This is a genomic window from Azospirillum doebereinerae (genome assembly GCF_003989665.1).
Lineage (GTDB): Bacteria > Pseudomonadota > Alphaproteobacteria > Azospirillales > Azospirillaceae > Azospirillum > Azospirillum doebereinerae.
Window position 1 is genome coordinate 20,491 of record NZ_RZIJ01000028.1, and the last position, 16,953, is coordinate 37,443.

The 16,953-nt window shown below is 65.8% G+C and carries 17 protein-coding genes and 1 tRNA gene; 7 read left to right on the top strand and 11 right to left on the bottom strand.

Annotated features, from left to right (window positions below):
* Positions 1-238 precede the first annotated feature (238 nt).
* From ppdK to EJ913_RS26025, 4 genes are all read right to left on the bottom strand, one after another.
* Entirely contained in the window at positions 239-2,932 is a 2,694-nt protein-coding gene (gene ppdK, locus EJ913_RS26010; protein ID WP_127003431.1) for a pyruvate, phosphate dikinase, read from the bottom strand.
* 580 nt (positions 2,933-3,512) lie between these two features.
* Positions 3,513-4,493: a glucokinase gene (locus tag EJ913_RS26015; RefSeq protein WP_127003433.1), complete on the bottom strand. Its 981-nt coding sequence runs from the start codon at positions 4,491-4,493 to the stop codon at positions 3,513-3,515.
* Positions 4,494-4,518: 25 nt separating this feature from the next.
* Entirely contained in the window at positions 4,519-5,916 is a 1,398-nt protein-coding gene (gene otsA, locus EJ913_RS26020; protein WP_127003435.1) for an alpha,alpha-trehalose-phosphate synthase (UDP-forming), read from the bottom strand.
* Between the two features lie 540 nt (positions 5,917-6,456).
* Entirely contained in the window at positions 6,457-7,347 is an 891-nt protein-coding gene (locus EJ913_RS26025; RefSeq protein WP_127003437.1) for an N-formylglutamate amidohydrolase, read from the bottom strand.
* 196 nt (positions 7,348-7,543) lie between these two features.
* On the opposite strand from EJ913_RS26025, the gene EJ913_RS26030 reads away from it, so the two are divergent.
* The 3 genes from EJ913_RS26030 (at position 7,544) to EJ913_RS26035 (ending at position 8,529) form a co-directional block, all read left to right on the top strand.
* Positions 7,544-7,618: transfer RNA gene (locus EJ913_RS26030), tRNA-Val, on the top strand.
* Positions 7,619-7,781: 163 nt separating this feature from the next.
* Positions 7,782-7,949 carry a hypothetical protein gene (locus EJ913_RS31890; RefSeq protein WP_185909936.1) on the top strand — a complete coding sequence of 56 codons (168 nt, stop codon included), beginning with the start codon at positions 7,782-7,784 and terminating at the stop codon, positions 7,947-7,949.
* 334 nt (positions 7,950-8,283) lie between these two features.
* Entirely contained in the window at positions 8,284-8,529 is a 246-nt protein-coding gene (locus EJ913_RS26035; RefSeq protein WP_127003439.1) for a hypothetical protein, read from the top strand.
* A gap of 182 nt (positions 8,530-8,711) precedes the next feature.
* Here EJ913_RS26035 and EJ913_RS26040 read toward each other — a convergent pair whose 3' ends face one another.
* The 3 genes from EJ913_RS26040 to EJ913_RS33110 form a co-directional block, all read right to left on the bottom strand.
* Entirely contained in the window at positions 8,712-9,110 is a 399-nt protein-coding gene (locus tag EJ913_RS26040; RefSeq protein WP_127003441.1) for a lysozyme inhibitor LprI family protein, read from the bottom strand.
* 104 nt (positions 9,111-9,214) lie between these two features.
* A complete protein-coding gene (locus EJ913_RS26045) occupies positions 9,215-10,396 on the bottom strand; it encodes a hypothetical protein (protein WP_127003443.1) in 1,182 nt (393 codons plus the stop codon).
* A gap of 98 nt (positions 10,397-10,494) precedes the next feature.
* Positions 10,495-10,617, bottom strand: a complete 123-nt coding sequence (locus EJ913_RS33110) for a hypothetical protein (RefSeq protein ID WP_274390048.1) — start codon at positions 10,615-10,617, stop codon at positions 10,495-10,497.
* A gap of 177 nt (positions 10,618-10,794) precedes the next feature.
* Between EJ913_RS33110 and EJ913_RS31895 the strand changes: the two genes are divergently transcribed.
* The 3 genes from EJ913_RS31895 to EJ913_RS26050 all read left to right on the top strand — a co-directional run bounded on the left by EJ913_RS31895 (position 10,795) and on the right by EJ913_RS26050 (position 12,898).
* Positions 10,795-10,941 carry a hypothetical protein gene (locus EJ913_RS31895; protein ID WP_185909937.1) on the top strand — a complete coding sequence of 49 codons (147 nt, stop codon included), beginning with the start codon at positions 10,795-10,797 and terminating at the stop codon, positions 10,939-10,941.
* A 61-nt stretch (positions 10,942-11,002) separates the two neighbouring features.
* Positions 11,003-11,179, top strand: a complete 177-nt coding sequence (locus tag EJ913_RS31900; RefSeq protein ID WP_185909938.1) for a hypothetical protein — start codon at positions 11,003-11,005, stop codon at positions 11,177-11,179.
* A 111-nt stretch (positions 11,180-11,290) separates the two neighbouring features.
* Entirely contained in the window at positions 11,291-12,898 is a 1,608-nt protein-coding gene (locus EJ913_RS26050; RefSeq protein WP_185909939.1) for a calcium-binding protein, read from the top strand.
* A gap of 60 nt (positions 12,899-12,958) precedes the next feature.
* On the opposite strand, the gene EJ913_RS26055 is transcribed toward EJ913_RS26050, so the two are convergent.
* The 4 genes from EJ913_RS26055 to EJ913_RS26070 all read right to left on the bottom strand — a co-directional run bounded on the left by EJ913_RS26055 (position 12,959) and on the right by EJ913_RS26070 (position 15,494).
* The gene (locus EJ913_RS26055) at positions 12,959-13,162 is read right to left on the bottom strand and encodes a hypothetical protein (protein WP_127003447.1); all 204 of its coding nucleotides are present in this window, start codon (positions 13,160-13,162) and stop codon (positions 12,959-12,961) included.
* The gene (locus EJ913_RS31905) at positions 13,159-13,341 is read right to left on the bottom strand and encodes a DUF1289 domain-containing protein (protein ID WP_185909940.1); all 183 of its coding nucleotides are present in this window, start codon (positions 13,339-13,341) and stop codon (positions 13,159-13,161) included. The genes EJ913_RS26055 and EJ913_RS31905 overlap by 4 nt, the downstream gene beginning before the upstream one ends.
* A 149-nt stretch (positions 13,342-13,490) precedes the next feature.
* Positions 13,491-14,138: a PAQR family membrane homeostasis protein TrhA gene (gene trhA / locus EJ913_RS26065; RefSeq protein ID WP_127003451.1), complete on the bottom strand. Its 648-nt coding sequence runs from the start codon at positions 14,136-14,138 to the stop codon at positions 13,491-13,493.
* Between the two features lie 465 nt (positions 14,139-14,603).
* Positions 14,604-15,494 carry a LysR family transcriptional regulator gene (locus tag EJ913_RS26070; protein ID WP_127003528.1) on the bottom strand — a complete coding sequence of 297 codons (891 nt, stop codon included), beginning with the start codon at positions 15,492-15,494 and terminating at the stop codon, positions 14,604-14,606.
* 343 nt (positions 15,495-15,837) lie between these two features.
* Here EJ913_RS26070 and EJ913_RS26075 point away from each other — a divergent pair, with 343 nt between their 5' ends.
* Positions 15,838-16,953, top strand: coding sequence for a hypothetical protein (locus EJ913_RS26075; protein WP_127003454.1), 1,116 nt, complete (start codon positions 15,838-15,840; stop codon positions 16,951-16,953).

Sequence of the window (16,953 nt, forward strand, 5' to 3'; positions counted from 1 at the left end):
GTTCCAACGACAAGATGGGCGAGTTTCAAAGTTGTAACATTAGGGGGAAACATAAGGTCCCGATTAACCTTTTCAAGTCGAGCCGGATAACGAAAAAGCCCTTTCCCAGCAATGGGAAAGGGCTTCTTTGCGCGTGTTGCGCACACCAGGAAATTAAAGGAAAACCCGGCGTCCGAATGTTTCAATTCCGTCATGCCCGCGCTTGGTGCGGGCATGACGGAGAGAAACGCCGCCGTCCTCAGTCCCGCTTGACCGTATCGCTGTTCAGCGCGGCCTGGGCGGCGGCGAGACGGGCGATCGGCACGCGGTAGGGCGAGCAGGACACGTAATCCAGCCCGATCGACTCGCAGAAGGAGATCGAGGCCGGGTCGCCGCCATGCTCGCCGCAGATGCCGAGCTTGATGTCCGGACGCACCGCGCGGCCGCGCTGGGCGGCGAGGTCGATCAGCTCGCCGACGCCGGTGGCGTCCAGCGTCTGGAACGGGTCGTGCTCCAGGATGCCCTGACGCTGGTACTCCGGCAGGAAGGCGCCGGCGTCGTCGCGCGACAGGCCGAAGGTGGTCTGCGTCAGGTCGTTGGTGCCGAAGGAGAAGAACTCCGCCGTCTCCGCGATGTCGCCGGCCCGCAGCGCGGCGCGCGGCAGCTCGATCATCGTGCCGACCAGATACTCGAAGCTCTGCCCGGTCGCGGCCTTGACCTCGGCGGCGGCCTTGTCGATCACGGCCTTGAGGATATCGAACTCCTTCTTGGTCATGATCAGCGGGATCATCACCTCGGGAGTCACCGTCTCGCCGCTGATCTTGGAGACCTCGGCCGCCGCCGCGAAGATCGCGCGGGCCTGCATCTCGTAGATTTCCGGGTAGGTGATGCCGAGGCGGCAGCCGCGATGCCCCAGCATCGGGTTGGCCTCGTGGAGCTGGATCGTCCGGTGGCGCACCCGCAGCGGGTCGGTGCCGGTGGCCTTGGCGACCTCGTCCATGTCCTGCTCGGTGTTGGGCAGGAACTCGTGCAGCGGCGGGTCGAGCAGGCGGATCGTCACCGGCAGCCCGGCCATGATCGTGAACAGGTCGACGAAGTCCTTCTTCTGGAAGGGCTCCAGCTTGGCCAGCGCGGTGCGGCGGCCCTCCTCGCTCTCGGCCAGGATCATCTCGCGGACGGCGAGGATGCGGGCCGGGTCGAAGAACATGTGCTCGGTGCGCGACAGGCCGATGCCCTCGGCGCCGAACTTCCGCGCGGTGCGGGCGTCGAGCGGGGTCTCGGCGTTGGTGCGGATCTTCATGCGGCGGATGCCGTCGGCCCAGCCCATCAGCGTGGCGAAGTCGCCCGACAGCTCCGGCTGGATCGTCGGCACCTCGCCCAGCATCACCTCGCCGGTCGAGCCGTCGATGGTGACGATGTCGCCTTCCTTGACGGTGACGCCGCGCACGGCCATCAGCTTGTTCTTGTAGTCGATGCGGATGTCGCCGGCGCCCGACACGCAGGCGCGGCCCATGCCGCGCGCCACGACGGCCGCGTGGCTGGTCATGCCGCCGCGGCTGGTCAGGATGCCGCGGGCGGCGTGCATGCCGTGGATGTCCTCGGGCGAGGTCTCGATGCGGCACAGGATGACGGCGTCGCCGACGCCGGCCATCTGCTCGGCCTCGTCGGCGGTGAACACCACCTTGCCCGACGCGGCGCCCGGCGAGGCCGGCAGGCCCTTGGCGATCACCTTGCGGTCGGCCTTGGGGTCGAGCGTCGGGTGGAGCAGCTGGTCGAGCGAGGCCGGGTCGATGCGCTTGATCGCCTCGTTGCGGTCGATCACGCCTTCATTGGCCAGATCGACGGCGATCTTCAGCGCCGCCGGGGCGGTGCGCTTGCCGTTGCGGGTCTGGAGCATGAACAGCTTGTTCTGCTGGACCGTGAACTCGATGTCCTGCATGTCGCGGTAGTGCAGCTCCAGCTTGAGGCGCACCTCGTTGAGCTGGTTGAACACGTCGGGCATGACCTCCTCCATGGCGGGGAGGTCGGACTTGTTGGCGATCTTGCCGGCGACGGTCAGGTGCTGCGGCGTGCGGATGCCGGCCACCACGTCCTCGCCCTGGGCGTTGACGAGGTATTCGCCGTAGAAGGCGTTCTCGCCGGTCGACGGGTTGCGGGTGAAGGCCACGCCGGTGGCGCAATCCTCGCCCATGTTGCCGAACACCATGCACTGCACGTTGACCGCCGTGCCCCAGCTGGCCGGGATGTCGTGCAGGCGGCGGTAGGTGATGGCGCGCGCGTTCATCCACGAGCCGAAGACGGCGCCGATGGCGCCCCACAGCTGCTCCTGGACGTCCTGCGGGAAGGGCGTGCCCAGCTCGCGCTCGACGGCCTTCTTGTAGTCCTCGATCACGCTCTGCCAGTCGGCGGCGGTGAGGTCGGTGTCCAGGCTGTAGTTCTTGTCGCGCTTGTGGCCGTCGAGGATGTCCTCGAAGTGATGGTGGTCCACGTCGAGCACGACGTTGGAGTACATCTGGATGAAGCGGCGGTAGCTGTCGTAGGCGAAGCGCGCGTCACCCGAGCGCAGCGCCAGGCCGCGCGCCGTGGCGTCGTTGAGGCCGAGGTTGAGGACCGTGTCCATCATGCCCGGCATCGAGGCCCGCGCGCCCGAGCGCACCGAGACCAGCAGCGGGTTGGCCGGCTCGCCGAACTTGGCGTCCATCGCGGCCTCCAGACGGGCCACGGCATCGGCGACCTGCGTCTTCAGCTCGGGCGGATAGGCCCGGCCGTTGGCATAGAAATGCGTGCAGAGTTCGGTCGTGATGGTGAAGCCGGGGGGAACCGGCAGGCCCAGATTGGCCATCTCGGCCAAGTTGGCACCCTTGCCGCCCAGCAGGTTCTTCATATCGGCCCGCCCTTCGGTGGCGCCGGCCCCGAAGGTGTAGACCCACTTGCTCTCGCCCTGGCTCGACATCGCAGACATCCTCGCTCGCCCCATGGTCGTCCGGCTCCGGTCGGGCGTGGTCAACGCTTTTGACCGGCGTGCCGCTGGTGCGCCCTTCTATCGTCCCAATCGTTGGGACACAAGACGGTCGCGTGGTCTAGGACGGCTTATCGTGCCATTAAGGACAACCGCGCTTTGCGACTATAACGGAGCGCAACCTTTGGAACCGTCCTGACGAAACCGCATAGCCGATGATTTCGCAGGCGGATCGTTAAGACAAGCGTTGGACGCCTTCTGTCCGGATCATGCCTGATATTACGCGGGCGGAATGGAAATTCGCGGAGATGGGAGGTTGGCCTGTCAATCGCGTGAAAGCGCTAACATTTGATAGGTTCTGAAGCCCCGCTCCCATTCTCATCCCCGCGCAGGTGCTGGGCATAACCCTCTCCTCCCCCGGGGAGAGGGTGGCCCGCAGGGCCGGTGAGGGGGCGTTACGCCCGGTAGGGCGGAAGAAAAACGCTGAGCGATTTCCTATGTTTGCCGGTCGCCATGCGTCCCCCTCACCCAACCCTCTCCCTGGGGGGGAGAGGGCTATGTCGGCGTCCCTGCCTCACACCGCCCCCGCCGCCTCGGCCAGACCCAGGAAGGCCGGCAGCTCGTGGGTGACGACGTAGGTCGGGATCGGCGCCAGGAAGTCGTGCATCCGCCCCTTTTCCAGGAAGCGCTTGCGGAAGCGGGAATGGGTGAACAGCGGCCCCAGCTTCGGCACCACGCCGCCCGCGATGTAGACGCCGCCATGCGCGCCCAGCGTCAGCGCCAGATTGCCGGCCACCGTGCCCAGCATGGCGCAGAACATCTCCGCCGCCTCGACACAATGCGGGTTGTTGCCGGCGATGGCCGACTCGGTGACCTGCGCCGGGGTCAGCACCGCCGGCTCCCGCCCGTCGAGGATCGACAGCGCCTCGAACAGGTTGACCAGCCCCGGACCCGACAGCACGCGCTCAGCCGAGACGTGCTGGAATCGCTTGCGGAGCTGGCCCAGCACGGCGCTCTCGCGGTCGCTGATCGGGGCCATGGTGACGTGGCCGCCCTCCCCCGACAGCGCCGACCAGCGCCCGTCCGCGCCGGGGATCAGTCCGGACATGCCCAGCCCGCTGCCCGGCCCCAGCACCGCGATCACCCCGCCCGGCCTGGGCGCGCCCTCGCCCACCTGCCGGCGGTCGTCCGCGTCCAGCCGGGGCACCGACAGCGCGACGGCGGTGAAGTCGTTGATCACCGCCAGCCCGTCCAGCCCCAGCGCGTCGCGCACCCGGCCGGTCGAGAACTCCCAGACGAGGTTGGTCATGGCGACGTGGTCGCCGGTGACCGGCCCGGCCACGGCGAAGGCGCCGCGCCGAGGGCGGCCCGGCGTCCCCGTCTCCGCCAGCCCGACCGCCGCCAGATAGGCCGAGGCGGCGGACTCCAGCGACGGATACTCGGCGCAGCGCAGGATCCGCACCTCGCGGATGACGCGCCCGTCGATCAGGCCGAAGCGGGCGTTGGTGGCGCCGATGTCGGCGACCAGGATGGGGGAGGCGCTGTCACGAGTCATGGTCTGGACGCTCTGCCTTTGCGGATCACGAATAGGGCGCGCGGGTCAGCGCGTCGACGTAGGCCTCGCGCCACCAACCGATATCATGGGACCGCAGGGTCCGCATCAGCGCGGCGTGGCGCTCCTTGCGCTCGCCCAGCGGCATGGTCAGGGCGCGTTGCAGCGCGTCGCCCACCCCCTCGACGTCGAAGGGGTTGACGATCATCGCCTCCCCCATCTCCTGGGCGGCGCCGGCGAACTGCGAGAGCACCAGCACGCCCGGATTGTCGGAGTCCTGGCAGGCGACGTATTCCTTGGCGACGAGGTTCATGCCGTCGCGCAGCGGGGTCACCAGCCCGACGTTGGCCAGCCGGTAGAACCCCGCCAGCACGCGCTGGCCGAAGCTGCGGTTCAGGTAGCGGATCGGCTGCCAGTCGAACTCGGCGAACTGGCCGTTGATGCGCCCGGCCATCTCCGACAGCTCGCGCCGGATGGCGATGTATTCGGGCACGTCCTCGCGGCTCGGCGGGGCGATCTGGAGGAAACTGACGCGGTTGCGGTGCTCCGGGTATTCGGACAGCAGCTGCTCGAAGGCGGCGAAGCGCTGCGGCAGGCCCTTGGAGTAGTCCAGCCGGTCCACGCCCACGATCAGCCGGCGCCCGACCAGGCTTTCGCGCAGCCGTTCGGTCTGGCGCGAGCGCCCGGCGGTGCGGGCGAGGCTCTCCAGCGCGGCGGTGTCGATGCTGATGGGGAAGACCTGGGCGCGCAGCGTCCGTCCGAAGGCCCGCACGGTGGCGCTGCCGTAGGCGCCGCGCTGCTCGACCGTGCCGTCGGTCTGCAGGCGGATGTAGTCGACGAAGCTGCGCAGATCGGTCTGGGTGTGGAAGCCGACCAGATCGTAGGCGCACAGTTCGCGGATCAGGTCGCGGTGGTTGGGCAGCGCGGTCAGCAGTTCCGGCGGCGGAAAGGGCGTGTGCAGGAAGAAGCCCATCCGCTGCGAGCAGCCCTTGCGCCGCAGCTCGTCGGCGAAGGGGATCAGGTGGTAGTCGTGGACCCACACCATGTCGTCGGGCTTGAGCAGCGGCTCCAGCCGGTCGGCGAAATAGGCGTTGACCCGCTCGTAGCCCTCGCGCGTGCGCCGGTTCACCGTGATCAGGCCCAGCCGGTAATGGAACAGCGGCCACAGGGTCTGGTTGGCGAAGCCGTTGTAATACTCGTCGTGGTCGCGCCGCCCGAGGTCGAGCGTGGCGTAGGTCAGCTTGCCCACCTCGGTCCGCGTCGGCTCGGCCTGGGAGTCGCCGTCCACGACGTTGCCGCTCCAGCCGAACCAGATGCCGCCGGTCTTCTTCAGCGCCGCCAGGACGGCGACGGCCAGACCGCCGGCGGCCTGCTTGCCCTCATCCACGGGCGCGACCCGGTTGGACACGACGACGAGTCTGCTCACGTTCCCATTCTCCGTTTCTCAGCCGATGGCCGGATCGTCCTTGGTCCCTGAGTCACCCTTGCCTCGGGGCGGCCCGTTCGAGGCGGCGCTGGGAACGAAACGACGGCCGGCGGGGTTGGTTCCGAAGACCGACCGCACCGCCGAAAGCGCCGCCCACCCTTGACCTTTCGGTGCATCACCTCGCCGAAACTCATGCTGCATTGCAGCATACCTATGCCGCCCCCTATACGATTCGCCGTACAACCAATGTTGTTAACACGCTGAAATGCATGAAATATATTATTAGGGCTTGAAGCCCGCTGCGCACCGGATCATATTGTGCAGTGCGGCAACGGTCGCATCCCTGATGGGGTCGTTGGCGTAACGCACTTCTTGGGCGTTTCCTCCCTAGACTTGAGGCCGCGGGTTCGCCCCGCGGCCTTTTTTCTGTGGCCGCGACGGCACGTCCGCGCGACCGCGCCGGCCATCGGCCTCTTCGGGGGTAAGCGTGAACTGTGGCATTCCGTGGGCGAAGGGACGGTTCCGCCCCCTCGGGCGCGTTCAGCGCGGCTCCAGCCCGTCGCTGGGCAGGCGCCCCAGCGTGTCGACCAGTTCGCCCATGTGGCGGGCCAGCACGTCGAGGAAGGGCAGACGGGTCAGCGCCGTCTCGTCCATGTAGAGGTTCCGGGCGATCTCGATCTGGAGCGCGTGGATGCCCTGGCGCGGACGGCCGTAATGCCGGGTGGTGTAGCCGCCGGCGTAGGGGTTGTTGCGGTTGACCTTGTAGCCCAGCCCGCGCAGGAACTGCTCGGCCGCGTTGATGACGGCGGCGGCGCAGGCGTTGCCGTAGCAGTCCCCCAGCACGATGTCGGGCCGGTTGCGCCCCCGGTCGCCGGCCGGCGCCGGCCCCGGCGAGGGCATGGAGTGGCAATCGATCAGCAGCGCATGGCCGAAGGCGGCGCGGGTCTCCTCGACCAGCCGGCGCAGCGCGGTGTGGTAGGGGGTGTAGCAGCGGTCGACCCGCTCCATCGCCTCGGCGAAGCGGAGCTTGCCCTTGTAGATGTCCTCGCCGTTGGCGACGACGCGGGCGATGGTGCCGAGCCCGGCGGCGACGCGCGGCGAGCGGGTGTTGACGTAGGCCGGCAGCGGGTCGGCGAACATCTCCGGATCCAGCTCGTAGGCCTCGCGGTTGGCGTCGAGGAAGGCGCGGGGGAACAGGGCGCGGATCAGCGGCACGCCGAGCGACGGCGCGAAGCCGAAGATCTCGTCGACGAAGCAGTCCTCCGACTTGCGCAGCGCCCGCGCGTCGAGCCGGGCGGCGGCGAGGAATTCGTCGGGGTAGTGGTTGCCGCTGTGCGGCGAGGCCAGGACGAGCGGCAGGATCCGGCGGGTGGGAGCCAGTATCTCGAAGGCCGGCATCGATCCGGCGATGGGGTCGTGCTGCGCGTCCATGCTGGGTTCTGATGTAATGGACGCAGGTCCCTCTGTCACGGACGCGCAGCCCCGGTCGGGCCGTCCGTCCAAGAAAAATGCAGGCACACGAAAAAAAGCGAACAAAGGGCTTGCCAGCCCGCCAGGATATGGGTACAACCCCGCCCACGCCGAACGGAGCGCCGCCAAACACGGCACCGAACGACGGAACAAGGATGGGCGTATAGCTCAGCGGGAGAGCACTACGTTGACATCGTAGGGGTCACAGGTTCAATCCCTGTTACGCCCACCATCCTCGAAGGCCGGAACCTCAACGGGTTTCCGGCCTTCGCCATGTCTGGGGTTCGGCAACGCCGCCGCTCCATTCCAACGACCGCCCTCCCCGACCCGTCGAGCGACCGGGACCGACAGGCCTTTTCATTTGGGGCGATCGCATCCATCATCGGAGCATGCGCATGCCCCTCCTCATCATTGCCGCCTGCCTCCTGGTCGCAGGATGCGCCGATCTTTCTGGCTACGCGACCAGCGGGCCGATCCCAAGCACGTCCTACCAAAGCGGCTACGGCATCCGTCCCAACGGCCCCCAGAGCGCCGCCGACAGCCAGATGGACTGGGGCTGGTAGGGGCGCGCGGTTCACACCCTCTTGAGCCCAGCCCCGGATACCCTCGGCCGCTTCATGCGGTGGACACGGGAGACGTTGCAGTCCCCGTCGCGATCGGCGTGCGAGACGCCGCACACGCTGCGCCGGACGGATGGGCATCGCCCGGTTGCCGATCAACGGCGTAGTGACGGGTGCATTGGGATGCGGCAAGGCAGGCGCTACCCGGCCAAGGGGAGCAATCCCGGGAGCAAAGAAAGACTGCCGACCGGGTATGGCGGGCGATCCGCTTGACGGCCCGTTGACACGCGGCGCGACCGATGAGAACGTTGCGGGAACGAATTCACCGGAGGCCGTCATGGCGAGCACCACGCACATCATCGTCCAACCTTACGTCAGCGGCGCCAAGGGTGGCCTCAAGGCCGCGCCCGCCATCGCCGTGAAGACCGCCGATGCCGGCCGGATCCGCGCGCAGCGGATGATGGACGGTGGGCGCGTGCTGGGCGTGGCCGTTGTGCAGACCGAGGTCGACGAGGATGCCGGCGACTACAGCGAGCCGGTGTTCCTGGCCCAATTCGGGAGCATCCCCGATATGGCGGCGTGAAAGGGGCGGCTGACACCTCCGGCCGGGTGACGCCGAGCGTGGCGGCCGCCTTGGTCGAGACCATGGGGGCGGGTGGTGGAGCGGATCGAGCGGATGGCCTGATCGCGCGACCGCCACCCGCAAGAAAGCCCACCGGCGGGTGCGGGCGGGCTGAGCTTGCCGACGACAAACGCCTTCGACGCTTACTGGTTCTTGGCGATGTCTTGAAGCTCGTCCGCGCGTTCAGCCGTCATCTGCAGAAAACAGCTGGACCCGATGATGCGGGCTGAACTTCCTTCGGCACCGCCTGCAAACCCACAGGTGAGATCACGATACTTCAGCCAAGCCCTCTGAACCTCTTTCAGCGTATTGGCGCGATCGCCAACCGCCTTAAGCGCCTGCTTATAAGCTGAGTTCAATCTCTTATCCTGCTTCTCATGCTCCTCTATGGTGCATTCGATCATATCGAAAGTAACGCCACCGCTGTTGTCCATGCAGTTCGTGTAGGTTGCCGATAAGTTATTTTTCTCGGCCTGCGCCGGAACCGCCATCATCGCGACGTTCAGCAGTAAGATCGCAGAAGCAACCGGAATTCGTCTCATTGTTTTCCCTCGATTTTGGCGTGTCTCACAAACTCCCCAAGATCGCTCGCCTCCATGCCCGAAATCGGCATCCCGGGCCGGTGGAGACGGCACCCTGTGGGAGATTACACCGCACCAAAGGCGAGCACCCCGCCCGCTTCGTTCGTTGCCGGCAAGGCGTCGGCCACCCGGGTCGCCGCTGTGAGCGGTGCCGCCGACCGCCCCTCGCGATACCCGGACGTGACGTAATGGGTCGCCGCCGCCAACAGGCTGGTGCCAAGCGCCTTCTGGACGTCGGGATTGCGCGCCAGATAGGCGGTCGCATTGAAGGTGGTCGATCGCCCTTCAAGCCGTCCGCTGGCAATGAAATGCTGGGTTGCCGCCGCCGTGTTGGTCCCGAACACGCCGAGCAGGTCGGGGTTGGCCGCCAGATAGGACATGGCGTTGAAGCTGGTGCTGCGCCCCTCGATCCGTCCGCTTGTGATGTAGTGCGTGGTCGCCGCGGCCGCATTGGTGCCGAAGACCGCCGCCAAGTCCGGGTTGGCCGCGATGTAGGACAATCCATCGAAGCTGGTCGGCCGGCGCTCTCGCGCGCCCGAACTCATGTAGTGGGTTACGGCAGCATCGCCGTTGGTACCGAACGCAGCGGCCAGATCACGGTTGGCTGCCAAGTAGGCAAGCGCGTCGAACCCTGCCACGGTGGCCGTTGAAACCGTCTGATCGTAGTAGCGGACGTACTCGATCCCCGCCGTCTTGTCGTATCCGACGCCATCGCCAACGTAGACATAACCGTTGTAGGCCACCGCAGTAGAGGACGACATCCGGGTGCTTCGGACCAATGTATCGGTCCCTGACCCGCCGTCGATGTCGTTGACGCCCGAACCGCCATCGATCGTATCGTTGCCGTCTCCACCATAGATGGTGTCGTTGCCGCTGTATCCATACAGCACATCCGAATATGAAGAGCCCGAAATTCTATCGGCTTTACCCAACCAAATTGTGGGGCTGACAGTCCCGATCAACGAATTCAAGGTAGGGAAATAAAGATTCAAATCCTGGAAGGCGAACGTTACGCCGCCACCTGGAGCGCTCACGATGAAGTAAGACAAAACTCCTGATGCGTTGCTGGACGTTATAGAAAATGAACCACCGAGGCTCACATCCATCACTGGCTTCCCGCCAAGCGTGAAGCGGACTGAAATTAGGTTCTGGCTTTGCGAGAGCAGAGAAGAGCCATTGAATTCCATATTTGGCGCATTGCCATTCTCAGAAAGATCGATAGCAATATTGGTGGAAAACGTCGCCATGCTCTTTGTGCTCCGGGCTTATGACATCTTCTTTGATGAAGTTTTTACAGTTTCTCTAGAATCGCCCGCCGCCGCTCGTCCGGCATAAGGCGAGAGCGTCAAGCGGCAGGAGGGGAGCCCTGGTCGACGCGGCCATCCTCGAAGCCACGCTGAAACGCCGGCCAGCCGCTGCCGTTCTCGAAGAGCGCCAGATCGAAATGCGCGTCCGCCTCGTGGCGCATGAACTGGCTGGAGTCCAGGCGCCTGCGGTGAGGTTCAGCCCATGGGCCCCGGTCCCCGGCGCCGCGAGCAGACCGCGCGTCAACAACCCAACCATCCAGGCACGACGCATCCATTCCCCCATCCTGGAGCGCGAACCGAGGCGGATCAGCGCAACTGAACTATGAGCCGATCCAGCGTTGCAAGTCGATACCCGGCTTCAGCCGTGGCCGACCGTCAACCCGGCGGAAAGAGAAAGGGCCGCCGGCTGGCTTGGGCTGATGCTGGAGACCGAGCGCGACGCGCTCGCCGAGGAACACACGCTGACAGTGATCGGGCATGGCTAAGCCACTGCACGTCCTGTGGAAGGAGCCGAGCGACGCCGGGGCCTACACCGGCGGCTCGTGAGTGGCCGGCGGCGGGCTGTCGCTCGCCAACCTGACGATGCAGGACATCATGGATTTGGCGCGCTCCAGCGCTGCAAAAGCCGCTGGAGCTCCCAAGGCGGGTTTCCCGAATGGGCTGGCGATTGCCATGCCAGTCATGAGCCGGCTGGTGATTCATGAGGCAGCTAATGATTTATAACCTTAAGTTTGTTTTCTGATTTTCCACTGATTCAATAAGCGTATTTTACGAATAATTTAAATTTTTGTCATCATCAATCGATGGTTTTTCAACTCAATGGAGAGGTGCGCAATGCCTGTTTTCATAGGAACGCCTTGGAACGATACGCTCGAGGGTAGCACCGGCGACGATACCCTGATTGGCGGCATGGGCGACGACGTCTATTTTGTGGACAGCGCGGCCGATGCTGTCTGGGAACTGGCCGACGAAGGCACCGACGAGATCCGCACCACTCTTGGCACCTACACACTCGGCGCCAACCTGGAACGGTTGACCTTCATCGGAACCGGCGATTTCACCGGCACGGGCAACGCCCTGGACAACCTGATCGTCGGAGGAAGCGGCAACGACACCCTGACCGGCGGCGACGGGGCCGACACCCTGATTGGCGGCGATGGTGACGACCAATTCTACATCGACGCCGCCGACTTCTTCGTCCAAGGGGGAGACGGCTTCGACACCGTCTTCATCCAAGGCGGCGTTGGGGTCAACCTGAGCCTTGGTTTTTGCAACGTCGAAAGAGCGTATGGCGGCTCTGGCAATGACACGTTGTGGGGAGGCGGCGGTTCCGTCGGCCTGTTCCTCGACGGTGGTGACGGCAACGACAGAATCCTGGGCAGCGAATTCAACGACACGCTGATCGGTGGCAACGGCAGCGACACTCTGATGGGCGGTGGCGGCGACGACGTGCTCTACATCGACGCGGCCGACACCGAGGTAAGCGGCGGAGATGGGTTCGACACCGTGTATGTGCAGGGAAACGGTGACCTCACCCTTGAGCTTGCCGTCAACGGCATCGAGCGGGTGTTCAGCGGGGGCGGCAACGACACGGTGAACACCGCAAGTTTTATCAGCGCCACAACAGCGGTCGAGATCCACGGTGGCGATGGCCATGACATTCTTAGCGGCGGCGCCTTCAATGACACGCTGTGTGGCGACGAGGGCGACGACACGCTGTACGGTGGAGGGGGCGACGATATCCTGGCGGGCGGCGGCGGCAGCAACACGCTGTTCGGTGGTATGGGCGACGACCTCCTGTACGTCGACACGGCGAGTGCGCTGGTGGACGGCGGCGGTGGCGACGACACCGTCCACGCACGGTATGCCGGCGGCGTGTCCCTGGACCTTTCCGACACCTCCATCGAGCACTTCATCGGCGGCATCGGCAACGACACCGTCACGGCGTCAGGTGGAGTGTTTGGTAGGATCGAGATGTTCGCTGGCGCCGGCAACGACCGGCTGACGGGCAGCGTCGGCAGTGACAGCCTGTGGGGAGAGGAGGGGGACGACACGCTGTTCGGCGGTGGCAACGGCTACAGCTATGGCGACGACCTGCTGTCCGGTGGCAACGGCAACGACAGCCTGGTCGCCAGCAACGGCCATGATTTTCTGGACGGCGGCAATGGTGACGACACCCTGGCCGGCGGCAGCGGCGAGGATTCGCTGGTCGGGGGGGCCGGGGCCGACCTGTTCGTGGTCGCCCCCTGGGACGGCAACGACGGCATCCTGGATTTCAACGCCGACCAGGGCGACCGGATCGGGCTGGCGGACGGCTTGACCTACACGCTCGGCAGCAACGCGTCCGGCGACGCGGTGCTCACCTTCGCCACCTCCGACACGCTGACCCTCTTCGGGGTCTCGTCCACGGCGGTGTCGAGTTCCTGGTTCCTGACGGTTTGAGTTCCCCACCGGGGGAGGCGGCCATCCAGCCTCCCCCGGTGCCTTCCATCGACGGGCCGCTCAGCCCTTGCCCGGCTTCCGCTTCGTCCGTCCGCCGGCGGCTTCGCCCTCCTTGCGCTGCACGAACAGGCGCCCGGCCTGCAGGGCGGCGACGCGGCTGATGTAGGTGCCGCAGTCGAAGCGCTGGCCGTCGAACGTCACCGCCAGCGTGAAGGTCCGGGGACCGGCCTCGTCGACCTGGATGGAGGAGGACGGCGGCTTCATGGCGCTGCCGTTCCGGATGCCGTGCGTGCGTGCACGCTTGTCCCGCCGGCCGGACGCGCCGGAACGTCGTCCCCCTCGCCGGCCAGCGCGGCGTTGATCTGGTCCAGCGTCCGGCCGCAGCCGGTGCAGACATCGTCGTCTATCGCGCACATGCCAAGGCAATCGGGGTCGTGGCTCATTCGGTGGGCAACCTGCGGGCTTGGAGATCGGTGCGAGGGGCGCGGGCGGATGACCGGATCATGACGAGGCAAGGCTCGGGAGTCGATGTCCGGCTTCAGCCATGGCCTTTTGACAGGCATGCGAGCATCCGCAAACATCGCAAAGCGTGTCAAGGCAGGAACGCCACGGTGATCGCCGCGAAATGGCATCCGGCGGCGGCCAGCACCAGCAGGTGCCACAGCGCGTTGTGGTAGGGCAGCCGCTCCATCAGGTGGAAGACCACGCCGACGGTGTAGAGCACGCCGCCGGTCACCAGCAGCCACAGGGACGGGGTGGGCAGTGTCGCGCGCAACGGCTCGGCGGCGGTCACGATGGCCCAGCCCAAGCCAAGATACAGCGCCAGCCCCAGCCGCTCGAAGCGCCCCGGCCAGTTCAGCTTCAGCGCGGCGCCGAAGACCGCCCCGCCCCACACCGCGCTTCCCAGGGCGACGCCTTGGCCGCCGGCCAGCGTGAAGGGCGTGTAGGTGCCGGCGATCATCACGAAGATCATGGCGTGGTCGAGCCGGCGCAGCAGCGCCTTGCGCGGGCCGGGACGGACGAGGTTGTAGGCGGCCGACGCCGTCAGCATGCCCACCAGCCCGAGCCCGTAGGCCGCCAGCGCCCAGGCGGTGCGGGCCGGGACGGCATCGGACAGGAGAGCCGTGCCCAGCATCCAGGCGAAGCCCGCGAATCCAGCGGCAACACCAAGGGCGTGGACCAGCGCATCCGCCCGCTGTTCGCCGACGCTATAATGGGGAAAGTCGCGGGTGTCTGGCATGAGCGCACCCAGAGAATGGACGGACGACCGGACGGTTTCGGGCTGCGGCGATGCGAGCGGTGTACCACCAAGCCGGGGCTAATTGTTCCCCCCTGAGTTCCCCCAGCCCCTGTCCCGACAAAAAAACCGCCGCTAACCCGTTGGATTAGCGGCGAGTTGAACAGGGAGGCTTCACGTCTGGGAGACGCTGGGTCCGGAGACCCAACCCCGGAGGGGATGCCCCCGGGACGAAACATCGAATGCTGCGTCGCAACATCCAACGATCAAAATTTGACCATTTCCCTGCCAAGTTTCCAGGCATAAAATAATAAATCTACCATGCGCGCCGCGCATGGCTTCGAGTTCCATGGAATCGCTAACAAAAATGCCGAAACCGTCCAAAGTTCCTTCGAAAGGAAGGTTGTTTGGACGATTTCGGCAATGCTGTTGCAAACAGGTCGAAAGGTGAAAAACTGAGCGGAATCTTTAGAACGAGGTTTCTGCCACTTTTTTGACCAGGAAGTCGCGGAACACCGCGATGCGCTTGGAATGGCGCAGTTCCTCGGCGTAGACGAAATAGGCGTCCACCTTCGGCCCGTCCACGTCGGGCATGATTCGCACCAAGTCCTTCGACTGGCCGTCCACCAGGAAGTCCGGCAGGGCGGCGATGCCGAGCCCGCTCTCCACCGCCCGGTAGATGGCATAGACGCTGTTCACCTGAAGGATTGGACGGCGGTTGGGCGAGGGCTCGCCCAACTCCATGATCCAGTTCACGTTGGGGATCGGCGCCCGCACATCCGGCGGATAGGTGATGATGTCGTGGTTGTCCAATTCGTTCACCGTCTTCGGCACCCCGCGCTTCTTCAGATAGGCCGGGCTGGCGTAGAGGTGGAAACGGATCGACATCAGGTGCCGCTGGATCAGGTCCGGCTGGCGCGGCGTGTTCATGCGGATGGCGATGTCCGCCTCGCGCATCGCCAGATCCAGCTCGTCGTCGTCCACCAGCAGCGTCAACTGAATATCAGGGTAGATCGACATGAACTCGTTGATGCGCGGCGTCAGCCAGGTCGACCCGAAGGCGACCGTCGCCGTCACCCGCAGCGGTCCCTTGGGATGCTCCCGGCTTTCGGTCAGCATCGCCTCGGTCATCGACAGCTTGGCGAAGACGTCGCGGGCGGTGCGGTGAAGCAGCTCCCCCTGCTCGGTCAGGATCAGGCCGCGCGCGTGCCGGTGGAACAGCGGAACGCCCAGACTTTCCTCAAGGGCGCTGATCTGCCGGCTGACGGCAGACTGGCTGAGGTTCAGGGTCTCACCGGCGTGCGTGAAGCTGCCGGCCTCGGCCACAGCGTGGAAAACCCGAAGCTTGTCCCAATCCATCATGCTGTCCCGCTCTCTCGCGCGATGACGGAGAGCCTCCCATCTTTCTTGAAGGCGACGCATGGCCGCCATGCATCTTTATAACGGGAACGCGCCTCGAACGCACGTCCTACCGCATAGGGATCGCACGAAAATTAATCATGACCGCCCGAATTAATCTCATCCGAACGGGCAGCGTTCCGCCTGGGAAGGACGGGGCGGCGAACCCCCTTAGTCACCTAGGATTGCACAATTAAGGCTTGATAAAGAATATCGGAGGCAGTCTTTCCTGCATCCTCCTCGCGCATCGGTATGCCCGCAAGCCCGCCGATACACAAATACACATCCAAGGGAGCGCGCTGCGATGTCGGTCAAGCCGTTGTCCGGGAGCATCCCATCGCTGTTCACCACCGGCACGCTGTTCGGCAAGACCGGCGAATCGGCGGAGACGAAGGCGGCCATGGCGCTGTTCAAGTCGGTTGGCAAGAAGGCGGAGCCGATGGACGAGGTCTCCTTCTCCTCCCAAGCGCTGGCGGCGTTGAAGAGCGGCGCCGGCACGGCGGCTTCCCGCCCCACCCCCACCCTGGCGGCACCCGCAGTGGCGGCTTTCAAGACCGCTGCCTCCGCTCCAGCCGCCTCCGCGCCACAGGGCTTGAGCCAGACGGCGGCCTCCCAGTCCAAGACCGCCGCCGCCGGGCACGGCGCACCGGCGTCATCGGAACCCTCTCCGCCGAGGCTCGGGGTCGAGGGGGATCGCCCCGTCTTCGATCCGAGCCGCGATGCGGAGGCGGTGAGCCACACGCGAAGCATGACGATCCACGCCTTTGCCCGCAACGAGATGCTGCGGACGACCTTCGGGTTGCCGAAGGCGGTCGAAGCGGGCGGCGGCCTGATGCTGACCGGAAACATCGAGAGCGTCATCGACCGGACCATGGAGATGGACGCCGCCGCGGCACAGGGGAAGCCGGTGTCGATGCTGGAGCGCGAGAAGATCGGCTTTGCCGAAGACCCGTCCATGCCGGAGGGCACGGCGAACACCTCCATGATCACGCTGTTCCTGCCGGGCTCCCAGGGCAGCCGCAGCGAGCAGGTCGATATCCTGTTCGACGACGCGACGATGTCGAAGCTTGCGGCGATGACACCCGACGCGGTGAAGGCCGGGCTGGTGGACATGATGGCCGACACCGACGCGGCACGGGCCGGCACCGCGGCGATGAGCGGCGGCACGCTCGGCATGTTCATCGCGGAGAACGGCGACCGTCATCCGGAATACGCGTCACCCAAGGCGCGCTACGGCCTGTTCGACCCCGAACAGGGGGAAGGCGGCCAGCCGATGCTGATGATCCAGTCGAAGAGCCGACCGGATTATGTCCACGAGCACGCGGACGATCTCGTGGACGCGTTGATGGGGCTGCTGCGCAGCTTGGCGCCGCCCGGCGGCGGTGCGGCGGCGTCGGCAGGCGCGACGACCACCGCCTGA

What these genes read in the sequence shown, in the direction of transcription:
- EJ913_RS31890 (WP_185909936.1), top strand. Translation starts at nt 7,782, where the DNA reads ATGCCCCTCCTCATCATTGCCGCCTGCCTCCTGGTCGCAGGATGCGCC.
- EJ913_RS26055 (WP_127003447.1), bottom strand. Translation starts at nt 13,162, where the DNA reads ATGAAGCCGCCGTCCTCCTCCATCCAGGTCGACGAGGCCGGTCCCCGG.
- EJ913_RS31905 (WP_185909940.1), bottom strand. Translation starts at nt 13,341, where the DNA reads ATGAGCCACGACCCCGATTGCCTTGGCATGTGCGCGATAGACGACGAT.
- EJ913_RS33110 (WP_274390048.1), bottom strand. Translation starts at nt 10,617, where the DNA reads ATGCGCCACGAGGCGGACGCGCATTTCGATCTGGCGCTCTTCGAGAAC.
- EJ913_RS26015 (WP_127003433.1), bottom strand. Translation starts at nt 4,493, where the DNA reads ATGACTCGTGACAGCGCCTCCCCCATCCTGGTCGCCGACATCGGCGCC.
- EJ913_RS26035 (WP_127003439.1), top strand. Translation starts at nt 8,284, where the DNA reads ATGGCGAGCACCACGCACATCATCGTCCAACCTTACGTCAGCGGCGCC.
- EJ913_RS26040 (WP_127003441.1), bottom strand. Translation starts at nt 9,110, where the DNA reads ATGAGACGAATTCCGGTTGCTTCTGCGATCTTACTGCTGAACGTCGCG.
- EJ913_RS26075 (WP_127003454.1), top strand. Translation starts at nt 15,838, where the DNA reads ATGTCGGTCAAGCCGTTGTCCGGGAGCATCCCATCGCTGTTCACCACC.
- EJ913_RS26045 (WP_127003443.1), bottom strand. Translation starts at nt 10,396, where the DNA reads ATGGCGACGTTTTCCACCAATATTGCTATCGATCTTTCTGAGAATGGC.
- EJ913_RS26025 (WP_127003437.1), bottom strand. Translation starts at nt 7,347, where the DNA reads ATGGACGCGCAGCACGACCCCATCGCCGGATCGATGCCGGCCTTCGAG.
- trhA (WP_127003451.1), bottom strand. Translation starts at nt 14,138, where the DNA reads ATGCCAGACACCCGCGACTTTCCCCATTATAGCGTCGGCGAACAGCGG.
- EJ913_RS26050 (WP_185909939.1), top strand. Translation starts at nt 11,291, where the DNA reads ATGCCTGTTTTCATAGGAACGCCTTGGAACGATACGCTCGAGGGTAGC.
- ppdK (WP_127003431.1), bottom strand. Translation starts at nt 2,932, where the DNA reads ATGTCGAGCCAGGGCGAGAGCAAGTGGGTCTACACCTTCGGGGCCGGC.
- EJ913_RS26070 (WP_127003528.1), bottom strand. Translation starts at nt 15,494, where the DNA reads ATGGATTGGGACAAGCTTCGGGTTTTCCACGCTGTGGCCGAGGCCGGC.